At 59.8% G+C, this 26,179-nt stretch carries 24 protein-coding genes and 3 tRNA genes; 10 read left to right on the top strand and 17 right to left on the bottom strand.

The features are described from left to right. Positions 1 to 84 precede the first annotated feature (84 nt). Positions 85 to 2,025, top strand: a complete 1,941-nt coding sequence (locus tag BN1241_RS08825) for an oxidoreductase (RefSeq protein ID WP_054953243.1) — start codon at positions 85 to 87, stop codon at positions 2,023 to 2,025. Positions 2,026 to 2,155: 130 nt separating this feature from the next. Here BN1241_RS08825 and BN1241_RS08820 read toward each other — a convergent pair whose 3' ends face one another. Then, on the bottom strand, positions 2,156 to 2,749 hold the full coding sequence (locus BN1241_RS08820) for a TetR/AcrR family transcriptional regulator (protein WP_222704437.1): 594 nt from the start codon (positions 2,747 to 2,749) through the stop codon (positions 2,156 to 2,158). Positions 2,750 to 2,805: 56 nt separating this feature from the next. Between BN1241_RS08820 and BN1241_RS08815 the strand changes: the two genes are divergently transcribed. Beyond that, positions 2,806 to 4,035, top strand: coding sequence for an MFS transporter (locus BN1241_RS08815; protein ID WP_054953241.1), 1,230 nt, complete (start codon positions 2,806 to 2,808; stop codon positions 4,033 to 4,035). Between the two features lie 105 nt (positions 4,036 to 4,140). On the opposite strand, the gene BN1241_RS08810 is transcribed toward BN1241_RS08815, so the two are convergent. Together BN1241_RS08810 and ppk2 are read right to left on the bottom strand one after the other, a co-directional pair. After that, positions 4,141 to 5,259 (bottom strand): UDP-N-acetylmuramate dehydrogenase, encoded by a 1,119-nt coding sequence (locus tag BN1241_RS08810; protein WP_077138337.1) that lies wholly within the window; start codon positions 5,257 to 5,259, stop codon positions 4,141 to 4,143. A 124-nt stretch (positions 5,260 to 5,383) separates the two neighbouring features. Then, complete coding sequence (gene ppk2 / locus BN1241_RS08805; RefSeq protein ID WP_054953240.1) at positions 5,384 to 6,226, bottom strand: polyphosphate kinase 2; 843 nt, start codon at positions 6,224 to 6,226, stop codon at positions 5,384 to 5,386. Between the two features lie 238 nt (positions 6,227 to 6,464). Between ppk2 and BN1241_RS08800 the strand changes: the two genes are divergently transcribed. Continuing rightward, positions 6,465 to 6,845, top strand: coding sequence for a hypothetical protein (locus BN1241_RS08800; RefSeq protein ID WP_147599373.1), 381 nt, complete (start codon positions 6,465 to 6,467; stop codon positions 6,843 to 6,845). Positions 6,846 to 6,928: 83 nt separating this feature from the next. On the opposite strand, the gene BN1241_RS08795 is transcribed toward BN1241_RS08800, so the two are convergent. The 5 genes from BN1241_RS08795 to BN1241_RS08775 form a co-directional block, all read right to left on the bottom strand. Beyond that, positions 6,929 to 7,768 carry a phosphotransferase family protein gene (locus BN1241_RS08795; RefSeq protein WP_054953238.1) on the bottom strand — a complete coding sequence of 280 codons (840 nt, stop codon included), beginning with the start codon at positions 7,766 to 7,768 and terminating at the stop codon, positions 6,929 to 6,931. A 154-nt stretch (positions 7,769 to 7,922) separates the two neighbouring features. Beyond that, complete coding sequence (gene rpmG / locus BN1241_RS08790; protein WP_054953237.1) at positions 7,923 to 8,093, bottom strand: 50S ribosomal protein L33; 171 nt, start codon at positions 8,091 to 8,093, stop codon at positions 7,923 to 7,925. Positions 8,094 to 8,149: 56 nt separating this feature from the next. Further along, positions 8,150 to 8,223: transfer RNA gene (locus BN1241_RS08785), tRNA-Met, on the bottom strand. A gap of 30 nt (positions 8,224 to 8,253) precedes the next feature. Next, a tRNA-Thr gene (locus tag BN1241_RS08780) sits at positions 8,254 to 8,329 on the bottom strand. A 99-nt stretch (positions 8,330 to 8,428) separates the two neighbouring features. Next, positions 8,429 to 8,509: transfer RNA gene (locus tag BN1241_RS08775), tRNA-Tyr, on the bottom strand. Between the two features lie 117 nt (positions 8,510 to 8,626). Here BN1241_RS08775 and BN1241_RS08770 point away from each other — a divergent pair. Then, positions 8,627 to 9,121 carry a YajQ family cyclic di-GMP-binding protein gene (locus BN1241_RS08770; RefSeq protein WP_054953236.1) on the top strand — a complete coding sequence of 165 codons (495 nt, stop codon included), beginning with the start codon at positions 8,627 to 8,629 and terminating at the stop codon, positions 9,119 to 9,121. 131 nt (positions 9,122 to 9,252) lie between these two features. On the opposite strand, the gene htpX is transcribed toward BN1241_RS08770, so the two are convergent. The 8 genes from htpX to mtrA form a co-directional block, all read right to left on the bottom strand. Beyond that, positions 9,253 to 10,131 carry a zinc metalloprotease HtpX gene (gene htpX, locus BN1241_RS08765; RefSeq protein ID WP_054953235.1) on the bottom strand — a complete coding sequence of 293 codons (879 nt, stop codon included), beginning with the start codon at positions 10,129 to 10,131 and terminating at the stop codon, positions 9,253 to 9,255. 22 nt (positions 10,132 to 10,153) lie between these two features. After that, positions 10,154 to 11,203, bottom strand: a complete 1,050-nt coding sequence (locus BN1241_RS08760; protein ID WP_054953865.1) for a lipoate-protein ligase small subunit — start codon at positions 11,201 to 11,203, stop codon at positions 10,154 to 10,156. 23 nt (positions 11,204 to 11,226) lie between these two features. Then, positions 11,227 to 12,609, bottom strand: a complete 1,383-nt coding sequence (locus BN1241_RS08755) for an FAD-dependent oxidoreductase (protein ID WP_054953234.1) — start codon at positions 12,607 to 12,609, stop codon at positions 11,227 to 11,229. Between the two features lie 181 nt (positions 12,610 to 12,790). Beyond that, positions 12,791 to 13,432, bottom strand: a complete 642-nt coding sequence (gene hpf / locus BN1241_RS08750) for a ribosome hibernation-promoting factor, HPF/YfiA family (protein WP_054953864.1) — start codon at positions 13,430 to 13,432, stop codon at positions 12,791 to 12,793. A gap of 154 nt (positions 13,433 to 13,586) precedes the next feature. Beyond that, on the bottom strand, positions 13,587 to 14,363 hold the full coding sequence (locus BN1241_RS08745) for a ComF family protein (protein ID WP_147599371.1): 777 nt from the start codon (positions 14,361 to 14,363) through the stop codon (positions 13,587 to 13,589). A gap of 145 nt (positions 14,364 to 14,508) precedes the next feature. Next, positions 14,509 to 16,170, bottom strand: a complete 1,662-nt coding sequence (locus tag BN1241_RS08740; protein ID WP_054953232.1) for an LpqB family beta-propeller domain-containing protein — start codon at positions 16,168 to 16,170, stop codon at positions 14,509 to 14,511. Continuing rightward, entirely contained in the window at positions 16,167 to 17,795 is a 1,629-nt protein-coding gene (gene mtrB, locus BN1241_RS08735) for an MtrAB system histidine kinase MtrB (RefSeq protein ID WP_054953231.1), read from the bottom strand. Before mtrB ends, BN1241_RS08740 begins: the two co-directional genes overlap by 4 nt. Further along, positions 17,792 to 18,472, bottom strand: coding sequence for an MtrAB system response regulator MtrA (gene mtrA, locus BN1241_RS08730; RefSeq protein ID WP_054953230.1), 681 nt, complete (start codon positions 18,470 to 18,472; stop codon positions 17,792 to 17,794). Before mtrA ends, mtrB begins: the two co-directional genes overlap by 4 nt. 331 nt (positions 18,473 to 18,803) lie before the next feature. Between mtrA and BN1241_RS08725 the strand changes: the two genes are divergently transcribed. The 5 genes from BN1241_RS08725 to BN1241_RS08705 are packed head-to-tail and all read left to right on the top strand — an operon-like array spanning position 18,804 to position 24,005. Further along, entirely contained in the window at positions 18,804 to 19,982 is a 1,179-nt protein-coding gene (locus tag BN1241_RS08725) for a glycerophosphoryl diester phosphodiesterase membrane domain-containing protein (protein WP_054953229.1), read from the top strand. 22 nt (positions 19,983 to 20,004) lie between these two features. Further along, on the top strand, positions 20,005 to 20,622 hold the full coding sequence (locus tag BN1241_RS08720) for a DUF4129 domain-containing protein (RefSeq protein WP_054953228.1): 618 nt from the start codon (positions 20,005 to 20,007) through the stop codon (positions 20,620 to 20,622). After that, the gene (locus BN1241_RS08715; protein WP_147599369.1) at positions 20,619 to 21,725 is read left to right on the top strand and encodes a DUF4350 domain-containing protein; all 1,107 of its coding nucleotides are present in this window, start codon (positions 20,619 to 20,621) and stop codon (positions 21,723 to 21,725) included. Before BN1241_RS08720 ends, BN1241_RS08715 begins: the two co-directional genes overlap by 4 nt. Further along, a complete protein-coding gene (locus BN1241_RS08710) occupies positions 21,718 to 22,722 on the top strand; it encodes an AAA family ATPase (RefSeq protein WP_054953226.1) in 1,005 nt (334 codons plus the stop codon). Before BN1241_RS08715 ends, BN1241_RS08710 begins: the two co-directional genes overlap by 8 nt. Then, the gene (locus BN1241_RS08705; RefSeq protein ID WP_054953225.1) at positions 22,722 to 24,005 is read left to right on the top strand and encodes a DUF58 domain-containing protein; all 1,284 of its coding nucleotides are present in this window, start codon (positions 22,722 to 22,724) and stop codon (positions 24,003 to 24,005) included. The genes BN1241_RS08710 and BN1241_RS08705 overlap by 1 nt, the downstream gene beginning before the upstream one ends. 182 nt (positions 24,006 to 24,187) lie before the next feature. Here BN1241_RS08705 and BN1241_RS08700 read toward each other — a convergent pair whose 3' ends face one another. Beyond that, positions 24,188 to 25,183 (bottom strand): stage II sporulation protein M, encoded by a 996-nt coding sequence (locus BN1241_RS08700; RefSeq protein WP_054953224.1) that lies wholly within the window; start codon positions 25,181 to 25,183, stop codon positions 24,188 to 24,190. A 118-nt stretch (positions 25,184 to 25,301) separates the two neighbouring features. On the opposite strand from BN1241_RS08700, the gene BN1241_RS08695 reads away from it, so the two are divergent. Beyond that, positions 25,302 to 26,165: an RDD family protein gene (locus BN1241_RS08695; RefSeq protein WP_054953223.1), complete on the top strand. Its 864-nt coding sequence runs from the start codon at positions 25,302 to 25,304 to the stop codon at positions 26,163 to 26,165. The last annotated feature ends 14 nt before the right edge of the window (positions 26,166 to 26,179 follow it).

The following is a 26,179-nucleotide window of genomic DNA, read 5'->3' as shown; positions in this document are numbered from 1 at the left end:
GGTAGATAGGGAATCGATTAGAGAAACTTATGGTGAATTCCAGACATGGATTCGATGGAATCTTTAATGAATCGAGGCTGCGAAATGACCATCTCATCGGAGCGATCTGTCGGTTACGAACGCATCCTGTCCCCCATCACCATCGGCAACCTCACGCTCCCCAACCGCGTGGTTCTGGCTCCCATGGGGACGGAGATGGGGACGGAGGATGGTCGTTCCACACCGAGGGAAGCCGCCTACTACGGTGCTCGCGCACGGGGCGGTACGGCCCTTGTCATGACGGGCGTGAACTTCCTTCAGTCCGACCTTGAACCAATCGCACCGGGTCTTGCTCGAGCAGATACGGATGAGCACACGGCTGGATTGAAGGGCATTGCGGACGCGATCCATGCGGAGGGTGGCCTGGCAGGCCTTCAGCTCACCCCCGGTCTGGGTCGGAACAATCAGTACTACGACGAAATGGGCATGGAGCCGGTATCGTCCTCCAATAATCCGTACTTCTTTGATCCGGAACGCCTGTGCCGGCCGCTTGAGACTGACGAGATTCACCTTATTGTGCAGCGCACCGGCGAGGCGGCACTCCGCGCCTACGAAGCCGGTTTCGACGTGATCGATCTGCACGGTCACACCGGGTACCTCATCGACCAGTTCATGTCTAAGGTCTGGAACCGTAGAACGGACGAATATGGTGGCAGCCCCGAGAACCGGGCTCGCTTCGCAGTGGAATGCCTTCAGGCCATTCGGGAGAACGCTCCCGGTGTCACCACCTCCTTCCGCATTTCTGTTGATCACAAGTTCGCAGGTGGTCGCACGTGGGAGGAAACCAAGGATCTGATCCGGGCTCTTGAGGAAGGCGGGCTCGACATGATCCTGTGTGACGATGGCTCCTACGAGGCCATGGACTACGTGTTCCCGCCCTACTACCTAGGTGATGACTGCATGGTCTCCGCAGCCGCCCGCGTGAAGACCATCGCCTCGATCCCTGTTGGTGCCTGCGGCAACATCACGCCCGAAAGTGGGGAGAAGATCCTTGAACGCGGGGAGGCCGATCTCATTGTTATCGGTCGCGGCCTCATTGCAGACCCTGACATCGTCAACAAGCTGAAGGAAGGCAGGGCTCAAGACATTCGCCCCTGCATCCGCTGCAACCAGCTCTGCACCGGAAACGCCTTCTTCGGCAAGGCCATCGGGTGCGCCGTCAACCCCGAGGTCGGCTACGAGCGCGAGCGCGTCATCACCCCAACCGACACTCCGAAGAACATTGTCGTCGTGGGTGCGGGGCCCGCGGGAATCGAATTTGCTCGCGTGGCCGGGCTCCGAGGTCACACGGTCAACGTCTACGATCGTGCGGATCGGATTGGTGGGGTTCTCCTGCCGGCCGCGACTCCCGAATTCAAGCGGGAACTGTTCCGCATGATCGAGTGGTGGGAGCGCCAGTTGGCGACGATCGAGAACGTCACCATCAACCTCAACCACGAGGTCCAGCCCGGTGGGGACGAGCTCGTCGGCGCAGATGTCATTGTCGTCGCCACCGGTTCACATCCCTTCGTTCCGTCCACGATCGAGGGCGCGGAGAACGCTGTTGATGTTCTTGCATTCCACGAGGGCGCTGAAATCGGGAAGAGGGTCATTGTTTGCGGCGGCGGCCTGTCGGGTGCGGATGCCGCACTGGAGCTGGCGATCGACGGTCATGAAGTAATCGTGGTCGAGCGCGAGGAAGAGATTGCTCGTGACATGCTCATGCTCAACCGCACGTCACTGCTGCGCGAACTGGACAAGCACAATGTCCAGATCCTTATCGGCACAACCGTCACGAGCATCCTTCCCGGCGGAATCAAGGCGGAGAATGCTTACGGTCCGGTAGACCTCGAGGCAGACACGATCATCACCGCCTTCGGGCTCCGTCCCGCCACCGAACTCGGTGAGGCCCTCGGAACCGAAGTCATCACCGTTGGTGACTGCGTGGCACCCCGCAAGGTCGGTGACGCCGTGAACGACGCCTACGCAATCGCCTTCGACATCTAGCACTCCTCCAGAACCGCAAACTGCGGGATTGCGGAAATAGCGAGCGAAGAGATGAGGCAGGGCGCGACCATATCCGGTTTCGCCCCGCCTCCTCTCTTACTCGATTACCCGATTACCCGATTACTCGCACCTAGTTAGTTTCGTTTCCTAGGGGTGCCGAGCTCGGGTGGACGATGAGGTCGAATCCTCTGGCGACAAGCTCTCTGCTCGACCCCGTTGAGCCGAGTGCGCGGTGGAGGGAGAAGCCCTCGATGAGCCCGTCAAGGAGAACGGCGGTTTCGGGATCAACGTGGCTGGAGAGAACATCGCGGGTTGCCGCCATCCACCGCTTCGTTAGCACCCGGTAGGAGGATTGCCTGCCCGCGAGGGTGTACAGCTCAAGGGTAAGGATCAAGTTCCGGCCGGGGTCAAGGAGGACCTCGGAGACGTAGGAAATGTACTGCTCCCGGAAGTCCTGTCTTCCCTGAACACCGCTCATGACGTCCTGAAACTCGGCAATCCGTTCATCAACAAACTGGTCAAAGGCTTCCCGGAGCAGCTGCTCGATACCCGTGAAGTAGTAGGTCATGGAGCCGAGGGGAACCTCGGCCCGTGCCGCAATCTTGCGGTGGGAAATGCCGGCCACCCCGACGTCGACAATCGTGGCGAGGGTCGAGTCGATGATGCGCTGACGCCGTTCTGGATCCCTCGCGTTCTTCTCCTGCACCATTATCCCTTCTGTCACCTACTCCACGAATCGTAACCTTCACCTACCACCACGGTACCTGTACGATCGTACACGTGCCGAATTATCCATCCGTTTCCCCAGCTCGAGCGCGGAATGCTCGTCTGGCTGTCGCTGCCACGTTCTTCACGAACGGTGCGCTGTTTGCCAACATTCTTCCGCGCTACCCCGAAATCAAAGACATCTTTGACCTGTCGAATGCGGCCTACGGGATCCTCATCACCCTGTTCCCCATCGGTGCCATTGTGGCGGCACTTGCAGCCGCAACACTGATTCGACGATTCGGGTCAGCGCACGTCGCCACTGTCACGATGACGATCACGGCCGTGACGTTCCTGCTGGCTGGATCGGCCCCCAACCCGGTTCTCTTCGGGGTCTTCCTGTTTATTGCGGGCGGGACGGATGCGATTTCGGACGTGGGGCAGAATGCTCACGCCATGCTCGTGCAGAAGGTGTACGGCCGGTCGATCATCAACTCATTCCACGCCATCTGGTCCATCGGTGCCGTCACCGGCGGACTCATGTCAGCCGGAGCCATAGCCCTCGATCTGTCGATGACGGCCCACCTGGGCCTCGTCGCCGCAGTTTTCAGCATCGTCCTCATGATCGCGCGAGCCAACATGCTCCCGCACCGGGATGCCGAAACCGATGAAGACAATATTGCGGACCGGGCGGAGATGACCGACAGAATGTCGAAGGTCCCACCCCGTACCCTTCTCATGCTGGGTGCCCTCGTTCTGCTGGGAATCGCCGGCTCCGTCATTGAGGAAGTTGGTAACTCGTGGGCCAGCCTCTACCTCGGTGACTCCCTCGGGGCAGCACCCTCCTTCGCCGCCTTCGGATTCATTGCTCTCGTGGGCGGGCAGTTCCTCGGTCGGATCCTCGGCGACCGTCAAGTCGACAGGTGCGGAAACCGAGAGGTAGCCACCCTCGGGGGCCTCATCATCGCGGCCGGCATGGGACTCGCGCTCGCATTCCGGTCGATTCCCCTGACAATCGTCGGCTTCGCACTGGCAGGCTACGGCTCAGCCACTCTCGTCCCCTCTGCTTTCGACCGAGCGGACAAGCTCCCCGGGTTGCGTGATGGCACAGGGCTGACGGTGATTTCGTGGCTCATGCGGATCGGATTCCTTGGTACTCCCCCGCTCATCGGTGTCATTGCCGATGCAACATCGCTCCGGATCGGCTTGATTGTGCTTCCCGTGGCGGGCCTGATCGTCATGATCATGGCGTTGGCACTCCCAACGAGGAAAAAGGCGGAGGCAGACACGGCCAGCCGCCACTGAGTGCAGGAGATAAGACTCTTCCGTCAGACGGCAAAGAACGAGGGAGGGTTGGGACATTCACATGGAGTGTCCCAGCCCTTCCTTAGTTGTATCTGCTTCCTGTGGCTACAGTGCCTCGCCGAGGATGACGGGCTCGTTGACGAGCTCAATACCGAAAGCATCGTGCACCCGCGAGCGCACCTGCCGCGCGAGGGTGAGGATGTCTCCGGTCGAGGCACCGCCACGGTTTGTAAGAGCGAGGGTGTGCTTGGTGGACAGGGTTGCTCGACCGTCGGTCAGTTCCCCACCGAATCCTTTAGCACAGCCGGCATGGTCAATCAGCCAGGCTGCGGAGGTCTTGAAGAGATCACCGTGCGCGTACTTGGGTGCACCCTCGGGGATTCTGTCTTCTGTGACGATCGGGTTGGTGAAGAAAGAACCAAGGGAGTATGTGTCGCGGTCACTGTCATCAAGAACCATGCCCTTGGAGCGCCTCAAATCGAGCACAGCGGCCCGCAGGTCAACCGTTGGGACTCTCTGCCCCACATCCACTCCGAGGGCGTCTGCGAGCTGTTTATAGGCGATGGGCGTGGAGTTGGTGGCCAGCCCCAGCTGGTAGGTCACGGACAGGACAACCCAGCGGCCTGTCGCACCCCATTCCGCGGTCGATTCCTTAAGTTTCGAATTGCGGTAAGAGAGCCCGAGCTCGGATGGGACCATGTCGGTGCGCTTCTTCTTTTCGCGATCATAGATGCGCACCGAGTAGATCGTTTCGGAGACTTCCTGTCCGTAGGCTCCGACGTTTTGGACCGGGGTCGCCCCAAGGGATCCTGGGATCCCGGACATGGCTTCAATACCGTTCCAGCCCTGGGAAATGGAGACGTTGACGAACTCATCCCACGGTGTGCCTGCGGTGCCGCGGAGGATCGCTCCCCCACATCCCGAGATCTGGAGCTGATCGATCTGGTTCCTGGTATCGATAACAACCCTGCCCTCAAAGCCCTGATCGCTCACGAGGAGATTGGATCCCCCGCCGAGGACCAGCACGTCAATGCCGTTCTCGTCAGCATCGCGTACCGCGTCAACGATTTCTTCCTCCGTGGTCGCGCGCACGAGTTCACGGACGGGACCGCCGGTGGCAATCGTGGTCAGTTCGGCAAAGGTCGACTCTCCGGTTCTCCTCGTCGAGGGGACGGAGGGGCCGATGTCGACGGGTTCGTTCGGTTCGATGATGGAACAGCTCATGGTGACATCTTAGGCCCGTCACGCACCCGGTGGCAGGTACGGTAATCACCTCATCGAGTATTCCCAGCTCACCAGGGGAAATGGATTCCAATTGAATCCGTATCTCATCCCTGCCTGAGCCCACTCAGTCCTTCTCGAGGGCGGCCGCAACATCTTCCACATACTCGTACTTGTTGCGATCTAGCCGGTCGAGGGATGAGTCTTCGGTAGCTTCGGGGCGATGTGGGATCTGGACTTCAGCCGGCTCGATGCGCTGCCAGGGGATCTGGTGGAGGATGTCGTTCATGACGTTGATGCGCGAGCGTTTCTTGTCTTCACTCTCGACTGTGCGCCACCTAGCCCACGGGGTGTCCGTCGCCGCAAACATTGCATCCTTGGCGCGCGAGTAGTCGTCCCACCGGGAGATTGATTCCACGTCCATGGGAGACAGTTTCCATCGCCTCATCGGGTCATTCGACCTGGACCGGAAGCGCTCCTCCTGCTCCTGTGCAGAGACAGAGAACCAGTACTTGATGAGCCGAATACCATCGTCAACGAGCATTCTTTCAAAGTCAGGTGCTTGCCGGAGGAAGCGGTGATATTCCTCGACCGTGCAGAAGCCCATGACCCGTTCCACTCCGGCCCGGTTGTACCAGGAGCGGTCGAAAATGACGATCTCACCCGCGGCGGGAAGGTGGGCGGTATAGCGCTGGAAGTACCACTGGGTCTTTTCCCGCTCCGTCGGAGCAGGTAGAGCAACGACCTTCGCGTGACGGGGATTGAGATACTGGGTGATGCGGGCGATGGCGGAACCCTTCCCCGCCGCGTCCCGACCCTCAAAGATGATGCAGACCCGTTCACCGGTCTCGATCACCCACTGCTGCATGGCGACGAGCTCGGCTTGGAGGCGGCGCAGTTCCTTCTCGTACTTCTTCTTGTCAAGCTTCCGCGGCCGCCCCGAGTGAGCGCTGTCGAGATTCCTATCCATCTCCCAAGTCTAGTGCGGCGGCGATAGGTCGGGGCAGAAATCGTCAGTGAACCAGGCTAGAAGGCCGGGAGGCGGGCCCTTATCCCCAGCGCAGGAGCCGTGAATCTATCGATTCTGCTCCTCCACTCTGCCAAGGTGGACATCAGCAACCCTGGAGAAGACTGCACTGTCGCAACAATCAATTCCTGGTCAGGAACAATTTTTGCCGCACCATATTTAAAGAAACCGGAAAGAACCAATGAAACAAATGAACCCCGGCATCCTCGCCATCATCCTTGTCCTTGCCGTGGCCCTTGGCGGAACGATCGGGTTCTTCCTTGGCCGCAGCACCAATACAGCGGACTATTCGTACGAAGGCAAGATTGACTACGCCTGCGGTTTAGCTCGCGACATGGATGGGAGGTACGAATCGTTTAATGACCCGAGCAACGAGGAGGACTTCCGCGACAATGTCACTGATCTTCTCGCAATCTCCACGCTGTTTGGCGGCGGTTGGGTCCAGCTGCATGACAAAGTATCTGAACTTGCTCAAGACCTATACCGGGCTGTCAATACGTTGGACGCCGAAGCCGTGGATGAAACGATCGATGACATCCTCGAATACTGCGATGCTCGCTAGTACTTTGCAGTGACGAGCAGAGCTACCACTTGCAGTTTCGCACATGCGCAGTTTCGGTGGATGAGCCGAACTGAACTATTCAGCTAGTCGAGTTTCTTCAGCGCGATATCAATAAAACGTAGTCCGAGCGCTTCGAACTCACGATCATCAACCGCACGGGCCCAGCACGCTGTCGCGACCGCTTCGCGAAGGATCGTGTACCACCAGTCTTGACCGTACACATCAGCGGGCTCCTGCCCGTAGCCACTAAAGAACGGTTCAGCCTCTTTCGGGTGATCGTGCCATCTGCGGAAGAACATGCGAATGAAATCATGACTCGCTGGCCTGTGCCCGAACCTGCCAAAGTCAATAACCGCCAGGCCATCCCCCGTCCACAGCCAGTTCCGCCCGCTGTAATCCCCGTGGCTTGAAACCACTGCCGGGGATACCTCCGTATATGCCTGAAGGAGCTCACGGGCCTGGTCTGCCTTGTCCGGTTCGATCACATGGGGTTTATCGAGCCATTTGAGTGCAGCATTCACCAGGTTCCGATTGAGCGTCTCATCAGTCCCGTGCTCGGTATCGTGCAGTGCCCTCAAGAACTGGCCAGCTTGAAAGAGAACGTCAGGATCCGACTCTTTCACCGAATCATCGATGAGCTGGCCCGGGATCCGGGTTGTGACAAGAATGCGGTGGTCACGGTCCTCCGCGATAAGGCGAGGGACCCGAGGAGCAAGCGTAGGGTTGATCAGCACCGTTTCGTGGGCGGCGATCTCCCGCCTGATGTGATTGTTGTACTTCGTGCCCGCCTTGACCGTGAAGTATTCTCCGCCGGCTTCAACCCGGTGGACGGTGGTTTGGGCGATGTCCCAAGTCAGGTCCTCAACGATTTTGTATCCGGGCAGCCAGCCTTCAAGGAGCTCACTTTGCTTATCCGACAGCATGACCGCTCCTTACCATTCCAATATCTTCCACCGCGTCACCTTCCACCACGTCAGCGTAGCGGCCTCGCCCTGGCGCTGTTGAGAAACAAGGTGCTGTTTGAAAACGAAGGAGCCCGCCTGTGCGGCGGGCTCCTTCAGAAAACATGTATTCGCTTTAGCGGGTTTCGCGGTGCGTGGTCGAAGCATTGCAGCGAGCGCAGTACTTCTTCATCTCGAGACGGTCGGGGTTGTTACGACGGTTCTTCTTCGTGATGTAGTTGCGCTCCTTGCACACCTCGCAGGCGAGGGTGATCTTGGGGCGAACGTCGGCAGACTTTGATGCCACGGTTTCCTCACTTCGTTCTGCGAGACACGGCGGTTCCGCGATCTCTACTTTGCCTGTAGCGGGGGCGGGGCTTGAACCCGCGACCTCACGATTATGAGTCGTGCGCTCTGACCAGCTGAGCTACCCCGCCGCATCATCCTACGGATAGCCCTCCGCAAAATGGAGCCCCGACAGGGAATTGAACCCTGGACCTTCTCCTTACCATGGAGACGCTCTGCCGTCTGAGCTATCGGGGCGGCGCGCATAAGCCTATCAGCGCTTCCGGGCTGGAACCAAGTCCGTTTGCTCCCGGTTGCGGTGAGGATACTCACGCACATGCACGACGAATCGTACGGTGGCGGATGAGGGATTCGAACCCCCGTAGCTCTCGCGTCTGATTTACAGTCAGATACCATTGGCCGCTCGGTCAATCCGCCTTACACCCGAAGGGTGCATAAGGGAGACTACCAAGTTTCATCCCGGTCATGTCAAACTGGGAAGCGTACCAGTGCGCGACCTCTCATTTAGGGCGCCAGCCTAGCGAAAGGAAGAACATGGCCGACTCGTCATTTGACGTTGTTTCGACGTATGACATGCAGGAGGTGGACAACGCTGTCAATCAGACAGCGAAGGAGATCAACCAGCGTTATGACTTCAAGGGAGTTGACGCATCGATCGAACTCAAAGGCGAATCAATCCTCATGAAGGCGAACTCGGAAGAGCGCTGCCTCGCCGTCTACGACGTCCTCCAAACCAAGCTTGTACGCCGCGGAGTCTCCCTCAAGGTCCTCGACGTGGGCGAGGGTGTCCCCCAGCAGTCCGGTAAGGAATACCGCCTTGCTGGAGCCCTCAAGGAAGGTATCTCCCAGGAGAACGCGAAGAAGATCACCAAGCTTGTTCGCGATGAGGGGCCGAAGTCCGTCAAGACCCAGATCCAGGGTGATGAGGTGCGTGTCAGCTCGAAGTCGCGCGATGACTTGCAGGCAACAATCGCTCTTCTCAAGGGAGCGGACTTCGACTTCGCCCTCTCCTTCCAGAACTACCGTTAAATACCGTTGCAGGCCGGCCAGAGCCACCTGAATCGATGACTGTGGCCAGCCCCCTGAGGGGCTGGCCACAGCTGCGTCTATCGTGAAATTCCGTCGCTGAGCAAGCGTTCAGGAACCGGTGCTCGGACCTCCTAGTAGCCCGCCATCTCCTCCAGGCGCTTGATCCTGTCCGCCATGGGCGGGTGTGTGGAGAAGAGTGCCCTTCCCTTGCCCGCGAAGGGATTGGCGATCATCATGTGCGAGACGGAGTCCATGGCAGGGGTTTCCTTCAGTGGTGTACGTGCTGTCCCACCGGAGATCTTGTTGAGTGCCGAGGCAAGACCCAGGGGGTCTTCCGTGAGCTCTGCACCATCATGGTCCGCATCGTATTCTCGCGTGCGGGAGACGGCGAGCTGGATGAGTGAGGCTGCGATGGGAGCGAGCAACGCCATGAATAACATCCCGATGAGGGCGATGGGATTGCTGTTGTTATTCCTATTTCCGCCCATCATCCCCATCCACATGAAGAGCTGGGCGATGGAGGAGACAATGCCAGCAAGGCCTGCTGCAACGGAGGACGTGAGGATGTCGCGGTTGTACACGTGCATGAGCTCATGCCCCAGCACTGCGCGCAGTTCGCGCTCAGACAGGAGCCCGAGGATCCCCTCGGTCACGCACACTGCCGCGTTTTCGGGGTTGCGTCCGGTTGCGAAAGCGTTGGGCGACGGGGTGGGTGAGATGTAGAGGCGGGGCATGGGTTTGCCCGCCTTCTGCGCCAATTCCCGCACGGTCTGGTGATACCAGGGGAATTCTGCTTCGCTCACCTCTCGAGCATTCATGGAACGGATGGCGAGCTTGCCCGAGTTCCAATACGAGTAGGCGGTCGATCCGAGACCGAGGACTCCGAAGACGATGATGTACATCCACGAGCCGGTGGCGTACGCGAGAGCGCCACCGATTCCAAGCAGCACCGCCCACAGCACTCCCAGGAGTAACGCGGTCTTAACGCCATTGAGGGTGGAACGGTTCATGCTTCTGCCTTTCTTCGAGTGGCTACGGGAGCCGGAATGTCCAGTCGTCCGTATCAAACTTGGTTTCGCACCGCTCGAGTGCGGTGTCGATGTCGGCCTGGGTGATCGTGCCGGGCGTGGCCTTGTATTTGGTCGCGAAGTGGTCGAGGAAGACATCAATGATGTCTTGGCGTGCCATGCCGGTTTGAGACTTGATCGGGTCCACGCGCTTCACTGCGGAACGCAGCCCCTTATCGCGGATCTTTTCCTTGCCGATGCGGAGGCATTCCATCATCTTCTCGGCATCAATGTCGTAGCTCATCGTCACGTGGTGCACCATGACTCCGCTCGCGAAGTGTTTCTGGGCTGCCCCACCGATCTTGCCCTGCTCGGACGTAATGTCGTTGAGCGGAACGTAGGTGGCCTTCACCCCCACCTTTTCGAGGGCTTCCATGACCCACTCGTCGAGGAACGGATAGGAGTCCTTGAAGCTCATTCCATCAACGAGGGCGGTGGGGACGACAAGAGAGTAGGTGATGCAGTTACCTGCCTCCATGAACATCGCTCCCCCTCCCGTGACCCTGCGGCACAGGGTGATGCCGTGCCGGTTCATCCCATCCCAGTCGATTTCGTTGGAAACTGACTGGAAGGATCCGATGACGACGCAGGGAGAGTCCCATTCCCAGATCCTCATGAAGGGCTTGCGGCGTCCCGCCGCAACGTCCTCGATCAGCGTCTCGTCCATGGCAACATTCACCATCGGGGAAACCACGGGGCCGTGAAGGACCTCCAGTTCAAGATCGTCCCAGTCAATCGACTTGCCAAGCGCCCTGCGGACCGCTGTCGCAATCCCGTGCACGCTCAGCCCAAACAGTTCATCCGTGGGTTTTAGGACCTTCTCGACAGCGGCAGCAATGTCGGCCGCTGCCGTGTCCTTGGGAAGTCCCTCAATCGCGGCGGTAATCCGAGGGAGCGCGTCGTCCGGTTCGAGGAAGAAGTCGCCGGCGATTTGGACATGTGCGAGCACGCCGTCCTCGATATCAAGGTCAACAACAATGAGCTTGTGCCCCGGTTCCTTGTATTCCCCGTGCATGTGACCCACCACTGCTTCACTCATCAGTACAGCTTTCCATCGTGATCTTCACCGCGAGAAATCGCAGCCATGGTGTCGCGTTCCACGACCTTGACACGTTCGCGGCCCTGATCCTCACCGAGGGCAAGTTCGAAGGCTTCAAGCAGCTCCCAGCCCTGCCAGGTCGTGTATTTGATGCCGCGCTCGTCGAGCACCTTGGTCATCGCATCGTGACCCGAACGGACGGGTTCGTGATTGAACTTGCCCGCCTTCGCGTCCTCCACCAGGTGCCCAATGGTTTCCCTCGCATCAGACTTCGTGGAGCCAATAAGACCAACAGGGCCGCGTTTGACCCAGCCGGTGGCGTAGATCCCGGGGATGTGGTCGCCACCCGGGGCAAGCACCCTACCTTCTTCGTTGGGGATGATCCCACGCACATCGTCAAACGGCAGTCCCTTGATGGGGGACGAGAAGTAGCCGACTGCACGGTAGACAGCCTGCACGGGGTAGTCGATGTGCTCCCCCGTACCACGCACGGATCCGTCACCGACGAGCTCGGTGCGTTCCATCCGGATACCTTCCACCCTGTCGGTTCCGAGGATCTCAACCGGTGACTGCATCATGTGAATGTGGATGCGGCGTGAGGCCGTGAATTCTTCGTCCCTCATCACCCAGTCAGTCAGGGTGTTAACAACCTGCTTCGTCTGGTTCGAGGAGCTGATTGCTTCCTGCGATCCCTCGTCGAAATCGAAGTCTTCTTCGTAGACGATGACGTCAACGTCGGGAACCTTGCCCAGTTCACGCAGTTCGAGAGGCGTGAATTTCACTTGGGCGGGGCCGCGGCGTCCGAACACGTGAACGTCGGTCACCGGGTTCTCTCGCAGCCCCTTCTCAACATTTTCGGGTATCTCGGTCACCATGAGGTCATCGGGGTGTTTGGCAAGCATGCGAGCCACGTCGAGGGCCACGTTGCCGACACCGATCACCGCGATCTCTTTTGCCTCCAACGGCCACGTCCTCGGGTAGTCGGGGTGCCCGTCGTACCAGGACACGAAATCGGCAGCCCCGTAGCTCCCTTCCAGGTCCACTCCCGGGATCTCCATAGGAGAATCCTTATCCGAGCCGGTCGCGATAATGATCGCGTCGTAGTGATCCTGCAGGTCCTCGATCGTCACGTCCTCACCCACGATCACGTTGCCGATGAGGCGGATGTCGCCGCGCTGCAAAATCTTGTAGAGAGCAACAATGATCTGTTTGATGCGGGGATGGTCGGGGGCAACCCCGTACCGGACGAGCCCGAAGGGTGCGGGTAAGCGTTCAAACAGGTCGATCGATGTCTCGATATCGGATTTGGCGAGGATATCGGCGGCATAAATACCTGCCGGGCCGGCACCAATAACAGCAACAGACAACGGACGTGCGCTCACGTATACCTCACAGCGTAGGAAAACAGACTCTCCCAGTTTACCGATCGGTCACGGCCGGAGAAACCAATCATGCTAAGAGACGAGGACCCGCGAGCATGCTCGCGGGTTCCCTGTCGTATGAAGACGGCCATTCAGTTACAAAAGGCTCGTCCTCTCTTCTCTTTAGTTCTTTAGTCGGCAGTTAGTCGGCGACCTTCGTGTCAAGTCGAATGACGCCATAGGTCCAGCCGTGGCGGTGGTAGACGACGCAGGGCTGCTTCGTCTCATCATCGATAAAGAGGTAGAACGGGTGCCCCACCATCTCCATTTCGTACAGGGCCTGGTCCACGCTCATCGGTTCAGCTTCGTGAAGTTTCTGGCGCACAATGACCGGGGAGTCACCCAGTTGCTGTTCGATCGCGACACCGGGTTCGCTCGGAACCTTACGTTCTTCGACGGGTTCGGCCGGCTGAGCATTCAGCTCTTTCAAATCAATATTCAATTCGGTCGGTACCTGCTCGCCATTACCGTCCTTGCGGCGGTGAGTCTTCTTGCGGTCGCGTGCCCGACGAAGTCGTTCAATTAGTTTCGTGGAGGCCAGATCAAGTGCGGCACCCCGGTCTGATGCTGATGCTTCAGCACGAATCACGGGGCCCTTATCAATGACCGTTATTTCAATCTTCTCCGTCACGTCGGTCTGAGCCAGATGGGCTTCATGCGTGACTTCGACTTCCACGCGCTGGGCTCGGGGGGCGAACTGTTCAATCTTGGAGAGCTTGTCAACCACGTGCTCTCTAAACCGGTCCGAAATCTCGGCGTTACGTCCTTGTACGATGATTTCCACGATTTTCTCCTCATCAGAAGGGTGTGGGCTTGGGCCCGTCGAAATGGCAAACTCGCCGGAGTGGCGAGCAGAACCAACCACCTCCTTCAGTTCACGACTCCTTGTGGATATCGTTCCCTACATTTTACTCTACGTTTACTCCACACGGTGGGCTTTAGGGCACAGTTCCCCGCGGAATAACCGCAGCTATACAGAGAGCTCCAAGGATCGAATGTTTGCGCTGGTGGAGGGCCTGCCAACAGTCGTCGAGGGTCGCTCCGGTCGTTGCCACGTCATCCACGAGCAGAATTTGCCCGCCATCTAGGTCCGCTCGTAACCGGACCGGGGCCCGCTTGTGACGGTCTCGGCGCGACCTGCCTCGCTGGCGTCCCTTCCTGGGGGCGAAGAGGTCGATGGAGGTCACCAGATCCGGTCCGCTGCTACGCGTTGCGAGTGCTCCGGCCACTCGATCAGCAATCGTCCCGGTCACGTAGGTGTCGGCGCGGTACCGCGCCGGCCTCGATGGTGCGGGAACAACGTGAATGGTCGTAGCGTCATCGAGAGCCTCCCCAAAAGAACCCGCGGCTTTTCGTACCAGCTGGTCGACCCTATCGCCCACGAGCTTGTCGAGCATACTGTTGGGTCTGGCCTTCCAGGCGCGAATCACGGCCCCCATTTCCTCGTACGAGGACAGTGCCCATACGGGAAAGAGCGGTATGTCATCGCCATCGGGTGTGATGCGGGAGAGATGGGGCAGAAAGTGTGCGACCTCCATCGGCTCCCCCATCGCCTCCAGGCACGCATCGCATGCCGCAGTATCCCACTGGCCGCACCCGGGGCACTGTGCGGGGAAAAAGGTTTCCACTACCTCGGACAGCTTTCCAAGAATGGGGCGAGTGGGCTCGGAAAGACTCCGGGAAGGTGAACTGCCGCGTTGAGGTGCTGATGTCATGCCCTCATTGAACGCTTCTTCTGAGCACTCCAGAATCAGTCTGTGGATGGGTACTCATACCACCGAGGATCGTTCCGATGTGCCCGGCGTGAATCGACATTGAAACGAGAGATGCTCCCAGTTCTTCGGGAAAGGACGGGTGGTGTTAGCCCGCGAGCGCGGGATCGCTTCCTTCGGTTAGGAGGAGCTTCCAGCCACCGCCTGAGCGTTCGAGGATCTGCCCGTTCTCGGTGGCGACAATGAGGGAGTCATCCCCGTCACCCGCCGTGATCGAGGTGGCACCATTGGCTTCGGTGATCGTGTGGATCGGTCCGCCAATCGGCACTGAGTAAATTGCGGGACTGTTACTTCCCGACAGGGTTCCCAGAACTGCGACGGAGGTTTCGTCGATCCAGGCAATGTCGGTGACGGACTCGATCCTCGTTCCCAGCTCTACGGGCTCACCAAAGGAGATGGGGTTTCCTTGGGAATCACGCGTGATCGCAACGGCTGAGACGTGGGTTGTGGTTTCAGTCTGGGAAACAATAACGGCACGAGCGCCTTCGCGGGATACGTGAATGGATTTCACGACCGAGTCTCCCAGCCACGGCACCTGCATATCCACCTTCTCCCCCGCCGGGGTGACGGCTGTAATTTTCCCGGCAGCGTTGGATTGGCCGGACCATACCCAGTCGTAAATGTCGACCGACGGCGGGATGAGTTCGGGCCCCTCCAGCAGCGTGCGTGGTGCGGTTCCGTCGTTCGGGAGGGTGACGAGGGAGTTACCGGAGATGCCGACCATGGTCGGGTTTTCGAGGTAGCCCATGGCGAGGGAATGCAGGTTGTCGGGCACGGCACTCATGTTGAGGCCAACCGAGGTTCCGTCGCGGTAGAGGGAGGGCTGTCCCCCGACCATCACGAGCACCCTCGAGTCGGTGAAGGGATATGACGATGGGCCGGTCCCAGACGATATTGGCCAGGGTGCCCCATCGATGGTCAGTTCAACGTCTTGAACGTTGGACAGCAGGGTGAGTGTTTCTTCGACCTGCGATTCGAACAGCACCCTCTGGTAGCCGGCAACCGAGAGCGCTTCTTCACTGACCGAGACGGTGGCAAGACCGTTTTCGATGGAGATGCTGCGAGACCCGACGGTCGTGTTTGCCGGGATTGCTGTGTGCACTGCACTGGCGAGCCACGGTGAAGGGCCTGCGAAAAGCTGATTCATGGCCTGAACGGCGTAGGAGTTACGCGGGAACCAGCGCATATCTGCCACGAGATATCGCGAGTCGAAGGTCAGGAAGTACAGTTCCGACTTCGCGTACTGCGAGTCGAAGAGGGTCGCGGAAATAAGCAGGCCGTTCTCGAGGTCAATGATCCGCCACTGACCCTCCGAGTTACGGGCAAGGGAAAATTCGGTCGTGATGACTGCGTCGCGGGACGAGGGCGTGAACTTTCCGTCCTGATCGAGCGAGCCTTCACTCCCGAGTGACAGCCTGACCGCCTGCGTATCGGTTCTCGTCGTGACCGGCACCCGTGAATCCGAATATATGCGGACGGATGAGAGGGGCTGCCAGGAGGCTGATGCTTCTTCGGAGAGGAACTGTCTTGCGACTGCAAAGTCGTTGGATGGGCCGGCACCGGAGGCGGTGAGGAAGCCGTTGACGATCTCTTCGGGGGACGCGCCCTCGCTGGGTCCGTTCGCGTGGAGACCAACGTTTCTGCTCGTATCGGTCGGGGCCTTGGTCGCGTTGACCGGACCTTCCGTTGGGAGGGTGGTGCATGCTGCAAGCAGGCAGAGGACACCAGCGAATGCGACAATCTTTTTCACGATTCCTCCTCAAAGTCGAGTGCAGAGAAATCTACCTCAACATCAAGTGGTGACACGTAGGGGCTGCCGGGCTCCCTGGGCATGATGAGGATGAAGCTGGAGCCTTCCCCAATGACTCCCCACACGCGGATTTCGCCGCCGTGCAGGTTCGCATCCTCACGCGCAATCGTGAGCCCAAGGCCGGTTCCGCCGGCCTTGCGGACGCGGGCCGCATCCGCACGCCAGAACCTGTCAAACACGTGGTCGACCTGATCCTGGCTCATACCCACACCGTTGTCGACAACCCTGACGGCAACAGCCGTCTCGTTACCAACCACGTCGAGGCGCACGTTCCCACCCTCGGCGTGCTCGATAGCGTTGACGAGAAGGTTGCGGACAATGCGTTCAACACGGCGATGCTCCACATCGGCGTACGTGTCGCCCGATGCGTAGGCACGAACGGTCACGCCGTCCTCAATGGCCAGCGGCGCGGTCATGTCAATCACGTTATTGACTAGCTCCGACATGTCAACGTTTTCGTTATTCAACGCCATCGCGCCAGCATCGAATCGGGAGATTTCCAGGAGGTCCGCGAGCATCGCATCCAGGTTGACGAGCTGACGCTGCATGAGCTCCGCGGAGCGCTGCAGTCTGCTCGGTAGTTCTTCCCGCTTGTCGTAGATCAGCTGCCCTGCCATGCGGATCGTTGTCACGGGTGAGCGGAGCTCGTGCGAAACGGCGGACACAAAGTCCTGCTGAACCTTGGAGAGCTTCTGCAGTCTCGTGAACTGCTCGTCGAGTGAGGACGCCATCTGGTTAAAGGAGTTGGCGAGCTGAGCAAGCTCGTCGTCGCCACGCACATCCATCCGCACCTCGAAGGCACCATCGGCGATCCGGCGAGCATTGCGCGATGCTTCCTTGATCGGTCCAAGAACCATCCGGACGAGAACGAAGGTCATGAGCACGAGAAGGACGAGGAGCATTGCCGCCGCCGCCATCTGCACCGTCGTCACCAGCGACAGGAGACGCTGTTCCGATTCGAGCGAGAACACGGAATAGAGCTCGTAATTACCGGTGCCGGGAATAGTGATCGCAACGCCGACGACGATGCCCGGATTCGTGCCGCCATTCGAAGACGGGATCTCAACTGACTGCCAGTGGAGTGCTTCCGAGTGGGCAGTTTGTGCACGCAATTCGTCCGTGACGAGGTCACGGATCGTGGCCGGTCCGGTGACGGGTTCGAGTATCTGCAGTCCGCTCGACTCCTGGTTGTCCGAACGCATGAGCATGACCCCGGTGATTGAGGATGTGGGGTCATAGAGGCCGTTCACAATCGTGTTGGCCTCTAGCTGGACCTCACCCGGGTTGGACCCGATGATCGCATCAAAGCTCCGTTGCGCAGCGCGAGCATCGTTACCGAACTCTTCAACGATGGAGTCAACCCGGTTGTCGTATACCTGGTTGCGGATCTGCCACAGCGAAACGCCGAAGGTGAGAACAACCGAGACGGTTACGATAGTGAGAAGGATAGCGATGACACGGACCTGGAGCCGTTCCCGGAAGAAGTGTGTGATCTCGCCGATCTTCGCGGCGAGCAGCCTTCCTCGCGAGCGGCCAGCCGTCTCCTCATCCGGTTGAGCGGTCACTCCTGTGCCGCACCCGCCCGGTATCCCACGCCGCGGACGGTCACGACAACTTCGGGATTATCCTGGTCTTTTTCGACCTTCGCGCGGAGTCTCTGCACGTGCACGTTAACGAGACGGGTGTCCGCACTGTGCCGGTATCCCCACACGAGTTCGAGGAGCTCTTCACGGGAGAAAACCTGGCGGGGCTTGCGAGCAAGCGCAACAAGAAGATCAAATTCGAGGGGCGTGAGCGACAGGTTTTCATTCCCGCGCATCACCGTGTGTCCCGTGATATCGATCGTGAGGTCAGCGACCTTCAAGATCTCGGGCTCGAGTTCCTGGCGGCGCAGGCGTGCCTTGATGCGGGCCATGAGAACCGAGTTCTCGAACGGCTTCGTCACGTAGTCGTCCGCACCCGCTTCCAGTCCGGCAATGACATCAACGGAGTCGGTCAGCGCACTCATCATGATGATCGGAATATCGGTTTCGTCCCGCAGCACCTTGCAGACTTCAACGCCGTTCATTCCTGGGAGCATAACGTCGAGAAGCACCAGGTCGGGTCGCTCTGCACGGTAGAGAGGCAGGACCGACAGTCCGTCAGCACAGACGGTCACGTCGTATCCTTCGGACTCGAGCAGGATCGCGACCATTTCCGAGATTGACGGATCATCATCGACAACAAGAATGCGAGACTTCATGCCCCTAGTTTCCCACGAATGGAAGCAAAATGCCCGGTGCACTCGCGAGCCACTTTCGCTTCGATCACCTCCTCTCGGCAAGAGCAAGGGCGGAATCAAGGAAGTGGGAGTGAACGAGATCATCGGACCGAGGAGCCTCGCTTACTCGGCTCCTTCGGGTCAGCGCTCTCCGGGAAGGAAATTGCCGGCCCACCCCGGTCTCTGTCCGCTTTGAATCCCCCTTTCTTTTCATGGCTGTGGGTATTACTTCCCGATGCGAGCCACACTGCCCACCGACCTGTGAGCTGTGCCAAGATGTGATGGAAGTGTCCGACAATGTGGGAGCAATTAAATGTCGAATGATAACGAACGCTGGCGGCCCAGCGATGACCAGAACGATTCAGATCACCGTAGTGGAGATCAGGACTCCTGGAAGCCGCTGTTTAACAACACCGGTTCAGCCTGGGACGGTTCTGCTGATGACGGGTCGAGCAGACAGAGCGATCCATTCGACCAGTCCCCGGAACAGGGTCGCACATTCGGCTACTTTCAAGACGAGTCCGACTCTCAGTGGGGAGGCAACGAGAATAGTTTCGGCTACGGCCAGTTCGGCACGGCCTCCGGTGATTACGGGCAGCCGCGTAGCCCCTACACGGGATCGAACGGCTCCCCCTTCCCACTGCATCCGCTCACTCCCATGGAACAGATCGATGCCGCGATTCGGCTCATCCGATTCAACCCCGCTGTCTTCGTTGTCCTGCCCATCATCGTTTACCTCGTCGTCGGGCTCCTATCAGCCGGGGTCCTGATCCTATTCAATACCGACAATTTCCTGGTCTACTTCAACCCGCTCGAGACTGACTACGGCACCATCCCCACATCCTTCATCGTCTCCATTCTCGTCGTTTCCCTCCTGTCCTTCATTGCCAGCCTCATGATCTACACAACCGCGGTCAACGGTGCGATGAGCGCGGTCTATGGCCGGAAAATCTCGATCGGGCGCGCGCTCAGCATGTCCATTGGTGACTCGGGCAGGCTTGCCGTTGCCTACTTCCTCTACACGGTCTGCTTCATCGCGGTCATGGCGTTCTTCGGGTTCGCTCTGTTCCCGATCCTCAGCCCCCTGGGTGACACCGTCATGTTCTTCGTCTTCCTCGCACTCTTCTTCGGCGGCATCTACCTTGCCATCCGGGTCTGCTGTGTAGTGCCCGCTCTCGTTGCAGAGCAACGCGGCCCCATCGACGCCGTCCTCCGCTCCTTCCAGCTAACAAAGGGTCGCGCCGGCACGATCTTCGTCACCTTCGTCGTCACGTTCATCTTCATGTTCGTACTCTCGATCGTGCTGACGATCGTTGCTTCTCTCATCAACGCCATCTTCACAGCAACTCCGCTCGCCGACATCACCTATTCGGTGACCTCCACCCTCATCTCCTCCGTCCTCATCGCGTTTGCTCAGGCGGTTTCGAACGTCATTTACGTGAATTTGCGAATGGAGAGGGAGAACTTCCACCACCAGGTACGTAACTCGTAACCAACCAGGAAGCTTCTCGACCGTGTGGACCATCCTCGCCGCCCAGTTCCTTCACCCCGATGGGGATGAGGCACGCGAGTGGGCAATCAAGGAGCTGTCGAACGATCGCTACTCCCAGGGTGGGATGGGAGTCCTCGACAGGATCGGCCTGTGGCTCATCGAGCAACTGTCACGATTCAACATTGAGCTGTCCGTTGATGCCACCTCGTTTGGTTCAATCGCCATCATCATCGCCCTCATCGTCATCGTTGGCTTCATCATTTTCTACGGCAGACTCCGCCCCGGCAGTAAACGCATCCGGACCGGCCCCATCCAGATCCTTGACGACACGAGAGAACTTTCTGCTCTTGAACGAGACGCGAAAAACGCTCACCGGGCAGGTAACTTCGCTGCGGCGTGCGCGGATTACTACCGGGCCTGCATCCGCATCCTCGACCGGGACGGACTCATCCTCGCAACGCCGGGAATGACAGCCCGCGAGGCCGCCCACCAGGGAAGTGCCACCACGGGCCTGCCACTACATCCCGCCGCCATCATCTTCGACTCCGTCATCTACGGTGGCGGCAGTGCAACGGCGGCCGATGCTGACATGGTGGCCGGGCTCTACGAGCGGTGCTCACGAGCAAGGGTGGCGGCATGAGTCTCGACCCGAAGTTCGCTACGCAGACTCGCAAGCGCCCCACCTGGTACCGGATCCTTGCAGGCACCATCATGATCATCATCATCGTTGTTCTCGCCCTGTCGATTTCCTCTCTCAATCAGCGCCACAACATCGATGACATGCATCCAGACTCGGTCTCGCCGAGCGGTGCAGGTGCATTGGGGAATATCTTGCGCGATCACGGCGCCTCGATCGCTCTCGTCCACACCAGCGACGAGGCGCTGAGCCAGGATGGCACGATTCTCGTCTGGGATCCCGCGAACCATCTCACCCACTACGAGCGAGAGCAGCTCAAAACTTCCGGTAGGCCCCTCGTCATTGTGTCTGCCGATGGTGAGGACGCGAGTGACTGGCTTGATGGTAGCTACATTGATGCCACACCCAACTCGTCCTCTGCCGGGATCCGGCCTGAATGTTCCGTCCCCTGGATGTCCGATCTTGACGGGATCGAGGGCGTTTCACGCGGCATTGATAAGCCGGGCTGTTTCCCAACCGGTTCGGGCTACCACCTCGTCGTCGAAGACAATGTTTCCTACTTTGCTTCCCCCGAACTGTTCACCAACGCATACCTGGACCGCGCGCACAATGCCGCGGTCTCCATTCGGGCCGCGGGACAGACAAAGAACCTAACCTGGCTCATCCCGATCCCAGAATCTGACGAGCCGCTCCCCGCGGTCCCGCCCGCGCTCACCGGCGCACTCATTGGCTTCGCTGCCGTGGCACTCTGGTACGGATTCTTCGTCCGCCGCCCCGCCGGTCCGCTTATCCCCGAGGAGCTTCCCGTCGCGGTTCCCGGGGCCGAGACAGCACGCGGGCGGGCACGGCTGTACGAACGGGGAGCCAACTACGGCCATGCTGGTGCTGCACTCCGTGCCGGCACCATTCACACCACATCGGGACGGCTCGGTCTTTTTCCGAGCGCATCACCCGAGCACGTGATTAATCAGTTCGTGACCGCCACGGGTTGGGATCGGAACGAGATCGCCGATCTCCTGTACGGGCCTCCCCCGGCTTCCGAACGCGACCTGACCACCCTGTCCCACCGCCTCAACCAGCTCACGAAGGAGCTCACCCATGACTAGCCCGTCATTCCAGCCGCCCCTCACCCTGCCGACGCCGGGTCCGGGTGCGAGCCAGTCCCAGCAGACCTTCGCGCGGATCGCAGGCGAGGTGCGGAAGGCCGTTGTTGGTCAAGAGTCCGTTCTCGCGGGCCTGCTCGTTGGTTTGCTTGCCGACGGGCACGTGCTCCTTGAGGGTGTGCCTGGAACCGCAAAAACACTGCTTGTCCGGTCCCTGTCGGCCAGCCTCGCTCTCGACAACAAGCGCATCCAGTTCACACCGGACCTCATGCCCGGCGACCTGACCGGCTCCCTCATCTACCAGTCCTCAACGGGTGAGTTCTCGTTCCGTCCCGGCCCCGTCTTTACGGAGCTTCTGCTCGCTGACGAGATTAACAGGACTCCTCCCAAGACACAGGCAGCGCTTTTGGAAGCAATGGCGGAGCACCGGGTGACGATTGACGGCGAGTCAAAGCCCCTCCCCGATCCGTTCATGGTGATCGCCACCCAGAACCCGGTCGAATACGAGGGCACCTATCCGCTTCCGGAAGCACAGCTCGATCGTTTCCTCCTCAAGATCAATATGCCCCTGCCGGAACGGAATGCGGAACTCGAGGTTCTCGCCCGCCACGCAGGAAACTTTGACCCCAACGACCTCTCGACAGCAAACATCAATGCCGTGGCGGGGAGCAACGAGATCATCGCGGCACGGAAGGAAGTCCGGTCCGTCGAGGTTCATCCCGCCATCCAGGCCTACATCGTCGACCTCGTGCGGGCCACCCGCACCGCCCCCTCCGTCGAGATCGGAGTCTCACCCCGCGGTGGAACCGCTCTGCTCCGGACGGCTCAGGCGTGGGCCTGGCTCTCGGGACGCGACTATTGCACGCCCGATGACGTGAAGTCCCTTGCCGTGCAGGCACTCACCCACAGGGTGAGCCTGCGGCCCGAGGCTGAGCTTGATGGGCTCACCGCCTCCAGGCTCATCGATACCGTTCTCACCCAGGTCCCGGTTCCCAGATAATGTTCTTCACGTTCCGTTCCGTCATCCTCGCCTTTCTTGCAATTCCCGCGGGCCTGTTCAGCGAGGGTGCGCTCTGGCCGCTGCTTGTTATTGCGGGGGTGGCGGTGCTGTGCGGAGTGGACTGGCTAACCGCAGGGAATCCGAACGATGTCACCATCACCCGTCCCGTCATCAAGTTGAGGCTAGGAACGACAGAAACAACCGACATCACCGTATCTAATACCGGGACCAGAACCATCCGGGGTTCGGTGCGTAACGGGTGGCCGCCCTCGGTCAAGGTCGCCCCGGCAATCTTTCCGATCTCCCTAGGCCCGGGATCCACGACCGTAATCACAACCGTTGTCTCACCATCGAGGCGCGGCACGATTCATGCGGGGCCGATAACGGTGCGGACGAACGGCATCCTTGGGCTTGCCGGCAAGCAACGCTCACGCAACGACGATGCTCATGTGACCGTCATGCCGGCCTTCACTGCCCGCCGCTTCATTCCGAGCCGGGTGTCGCGGTTGCGGGAGATGGAGGGGCGTAGCCTTCTCCTGGTTTCCGGTGAGGGAACCGAGTTCGATTCGCTCCGCGAATACGTGCGGGGCGATGACGTGCGGTCGATTGACTGGCGGTCCACGGCCCGCCGCGGTGAAACCCTCGTGAAGTCGTGGCGTCCCGAACGGGACCGCAGAATCGTCTCGGTCCTGGACTGCGGTCGTTCCTCCTCCATCCGCATCGGTGACCAGCCGCGCATCGACTCCTCCATCGAAACCACGCTTCTGCTCGCGGCACTAGCGGAGCGCTCCGGAGACCGCCTCCACGTGCTCGCGCACGACGAGGCCCTGCAGCTCCGCATCGACCCCTCGCGCCGATCAAACATGCACCAGATCGCCGGGGCACTCGCCGATGTACAGCCATCGTTGACCCAGACCGACTGGCTCGGTGTCGCGGCCCAGATCCGGCACACCGTGACCGCCAAGTCCCTCATCGTCATCACCACGGCACTCGATTCGGGAGTCATCCCCGGCGGGCTCCTCGAAGCGATCCCGCTCATGAGGCGCCACACGGTCTTGATTGCGGTCGCCACGGACCCGAGACTCCGTGAGATGACGGAGACGGATGGGACAGCCGCGAGCGCCTTCGAGGCCGCAGCCGCCCATCGCACAATCCTCGAGGAGCGGGCCGTCGCGAATCATGTTGCGCGCCTTGGTGCCGTCGTCGTGTTTGCTTCACCTGAGCAGCTACCTGCAAAGGTTGCTGACGCTTACCTTGACCTCAAGGAAGCCGGCAGGCTCTAACCACAGGTTTCCGGAGAGGATGGTAGTGGGTAGTGATGTCTGCCCGCTTGTGCAACGGGAGCGACTCCATCAACTCCACGATATTGCAGTGGTGCGGTGGCGCAGTCCTACGTGAAAGCATAAAGATCTGGACAAACTGCCAGCTCACTAGCGCAATTGGTTTTCCTGTTCTTGGTTCTTTCCTAGGCCGTTACGGATAGGACGTAGCCCGCTTCATCTTCCTCAAGGTCCGCGATGTAGCCCTTCATAAGAGCCCACCTGCCACCCCACAGGGTATAAACCCAGTAGAGCGCGAGAGCCACTGCTCCGATGAGAATCTTGGTGATCCAATGGAGGGACGAGGGAGTGACAAATCCTTCGATGATTCCGGCAACCGCAAGAACGAGAACGAGACCGCAGGCAACGATGACGGTGATGCGGCCCTCCTCTGCCAGTGCCTGCATGCGACTCCTCGGCCCCGGGGATACGAGTGCCCAGAAGAGCGATAGTCCGGCACCGGCGGCGATGAAGATGGCGGTGAGTTCGAGCATGCCGTGCGGCAGGATGAGTTTGAAGAATACGTCCAGTCCGCCGTGCTCGTACATGATGGCGGCGGAAGACCCGATGGCTGCCGCGTTCTGGTAGAGGACGATGGCGGGGACGACACCGGTGATGCCGCCAGCAATGGACTGGAGTGCGATCCGAGCGTTGTTGGACCAGACTTGGCCGGCGAAATCTGCCGACGGATATTCGGAATAGTAGGCGGCAAACGCCTCGTCGGCGTAGTGCTGGAGTTGCTGTTCGGAGCCGAGCTGGGCGAGGACTTGCGGGTTGGTGGCCGTGTAGATCCCGGTTGTGATCGAGATGAGAAGGAAGGCGACCATGACGCCCACGGTCCACCACCGCACCCGGTAAAAGGAGAGTGGGAGGGTGACGCGGAAGAACCTGGCAACGGTGTGCCTGGTCATCATGTTCGACACCGTAATCCGGGCGCGTGCCGAGGAAAGAACCTGGGAGACCCCGAGAACGAGGGTCGGGTCTGGGCTTTTTGTTCTGATCGTTGCCAGGTGGGTGGCGGTGCGCTGGTAGAGACGGATGAACTCATCGGCTTCCGGGCCGGAAAGGGTGCGGCGCTTCGACAGCTCGCGCAGGCGATCCCATTCGGGTCTGTGTGCGAGGGCGAAGGCGTGAGCATCCATAGGCACCAGTGTGGCACGGCTGGTGAGAGATACGCATGGGGACCAGCCTTCTCGGGCTAGTTTGCGTTGGGGAGTGCTGACGGGCACGTGACGTGCCCGGGGAAGCTACTCTTGGGGTATGAAAGCCGAGGATCCCGAGGGCCGCTATCAGCAGGTGGGCAAGACCGTTGTCGCAACCTCAAACGATATTGTCACCGGTGAGGGTGTTGGTCTTGTCCTCCCCACGGTGACCCTTGGGACCAGGATCATTTCCGCGGTCATCGACTATGGGCTGTATACGATTCTGGCCGGAATTTTTGTCTACTGTTCCCTACGCGTTTGGGAACCCGATAACTTCGCCCAGGTCTTCACCTACATTTCAGTCGGCATCATTATCTGGGCGGTCTTCCTCCCCTTCATCGTCCAATACGCCACCCGGGGCAGTTCTCTTGGTCGGTTCATCACCCGGTCGCGGACGGTGCGTTACGACGGTGGCGTGATCGGTTTGCGTCACGCCATGACCCGCGCCCTGGCAGGCCTATTCGATATTCATCTAACCTTCGGTGCGCTCGGAACGATCTCCATGCTCCTCACCGAGCAGGGACAGCGACCGGGGGATCTTCTTGCTGGCACGATCGTCGTGCGGTGGCCTAAGAACTTCCGCGGCCCCGAACCGCACGCAATCGATCACAGCCTGGAACGCTGGTCACGGACGGCAACCACCCAGTCGATTCCCGGGCCCCTCTCGATCGCTGCCCGCGACTTCTTGCGGACCACGAAGCATATGACACCGGAGACACGGACCGAACGGGGGCGGGATCTCGCAGCCGGTCTCGAACCCTATGTCGCACCACCCGCACCGCGCGGTACGCACCCCGAAGCATTCATCCAAACGGTGTTGGCCATGAGGGAAGCGATCGACTACCAGGCTGAAAGCGCGCGGCTTGCCCGCCAGTTCCAGACGGAGGAAAAGCTCTCCACTCTCCCCTACAGCGTCCGCTAGATTGCGCGGCCTGG

It is taken from the genome of Flaviflexus massiliensis (genome assembly GCF_001375495.1).
In the GTDB taxonomy this organism is placed as follows: domain Bacteria; phylum Actinomycetota; class Actinomycetes; order Actinomycetales; family Actinomycetaceae; genus Flaviflexus; species Flaviflexus massiliensis.
This window is presented reverse-complemented; position numbering and strand designations above follow the sequence as displayed.

What these genes read in the sequence shown, in the direction of transcription:
- BN1241_RS08825 (WP_054953243.1), top strand. Translation starts at nt 85, where the DNA reads ATGACCATCTCATCGGAGCGATCTGTCGGTTACGAACGCATCCTGTCC.
- BN1241_RS08810 (WP_077138337.1), bottom strand. Translation starts at nt 5,259, where the DNA reads ATGAGCTGTTCCATCATCGAACCGAACGAACCCGTCGACATCGGCCCC.
- ppk2 (WP_054953240.1), bottom strand. Translation starts at nt 6,226, where the DNA reads ATGGATAGGAATCTCGACAGCGCTCACTCGGGGCGGCCGCGGAAGCTT.
- BN1241_RS08800 (WP_147599373.1), top strand. Translation starts at nt 6,465, where the DNA reads ATGAAACAAATGAACCCCGGCATCCTCGCCATCATCCTTGTCCTTGCC.
- BN1241_RS08795 (WP_054953238.1), bottom strand. Translation starts at nt 7,768, where the DNA reads ATGCTGTCGGATAAGCAAAGTGAGCTCCTTGAAGGCTGGCTGCCCGGA.
- BN1241_RS08770 (WP_054953236.1), top strand. Translation starts at nt 8,627, where the DNA reads ATGGCCGACTCGTCATTTGACGTTGTTTCGACGTATGACATGCAGGAG.
- htpX (WP_054953235.1), bottom strand. Translation starts at nt 10,131, where the DNA reads ATGAACCGTTCCACCCTCAATGGCGTTAAGACCGCGTTACTCCTGGGA.
- BN1241_RS08760 (WP_054953865.1), bottom strand. Translation starts at nt 11,203, where the DNA reads ATGCACGGGGAATACAAGGAACCGGGGCACAAGCTCATTGTTGTTGAC.
- BN1241_RS08745 (WP_147599371.1), bottom strand. Translation starts at nt 14,363, where the DNA reads ATGACATCAGCACCTCAACGCGGCAGTTCACCTTCCCGGAGTCTTTCC.
- mtrA (WP_054953230.1), bottom strand. Translation starts at nt 18,472, where the DNA reads ATGAAGTCTCGCATTCTTGTTGTCGATGATGATCCGTCAATCTCGGAA.
- BN1241_RS08725 (WP_054953229.1), top strand. Translation starts at nt 18,804, where the DNA reads ATGTCGAATGATAACGAACGCTGGCGGCCCAGCGATGACCAGAACGAT.
- BN1241_RS08715 (WP_147599369.1), top strand. Translation starts at nt 20,619, where the DNA reads ATGAGTCTCGACCCGAAGTTCGCTACGCAGACTCGCAAGCGCCCCACC.
- BN1241_RS08710 (WP_054953226.1), top strand. Translation starts at nt 21,718, where the DNA reads ATGACTAGCCCGTCATTCCAGCCGCCCCTCACCCTGCCGACGCCGGGT.
- BN1241_RS08705 (WP_054953225.1), top strand. Translation starts at nt 22,722, where the DNA reads ATGTTCTTCACGTTCCGTTCCGTCATCCTCGCCTTTCTTGCAATTCCC.
- BN1241_RS08700 (WP_054953224.1), bottom strand. Translation starts at nt 25,183, where the DNA reads ATGGATGCTCACGCCTTCGCCCTCGCACACAGACCCGAATGGGATCGC.
- BN1241_RS08695 (WP_054953223.1), top strand. Translation starts at nt 25,302, where the DNA reads ATGAAAGCCGAGGATCCCGAGGGCCGCTATCAGCAGGTGGGCAAGACC.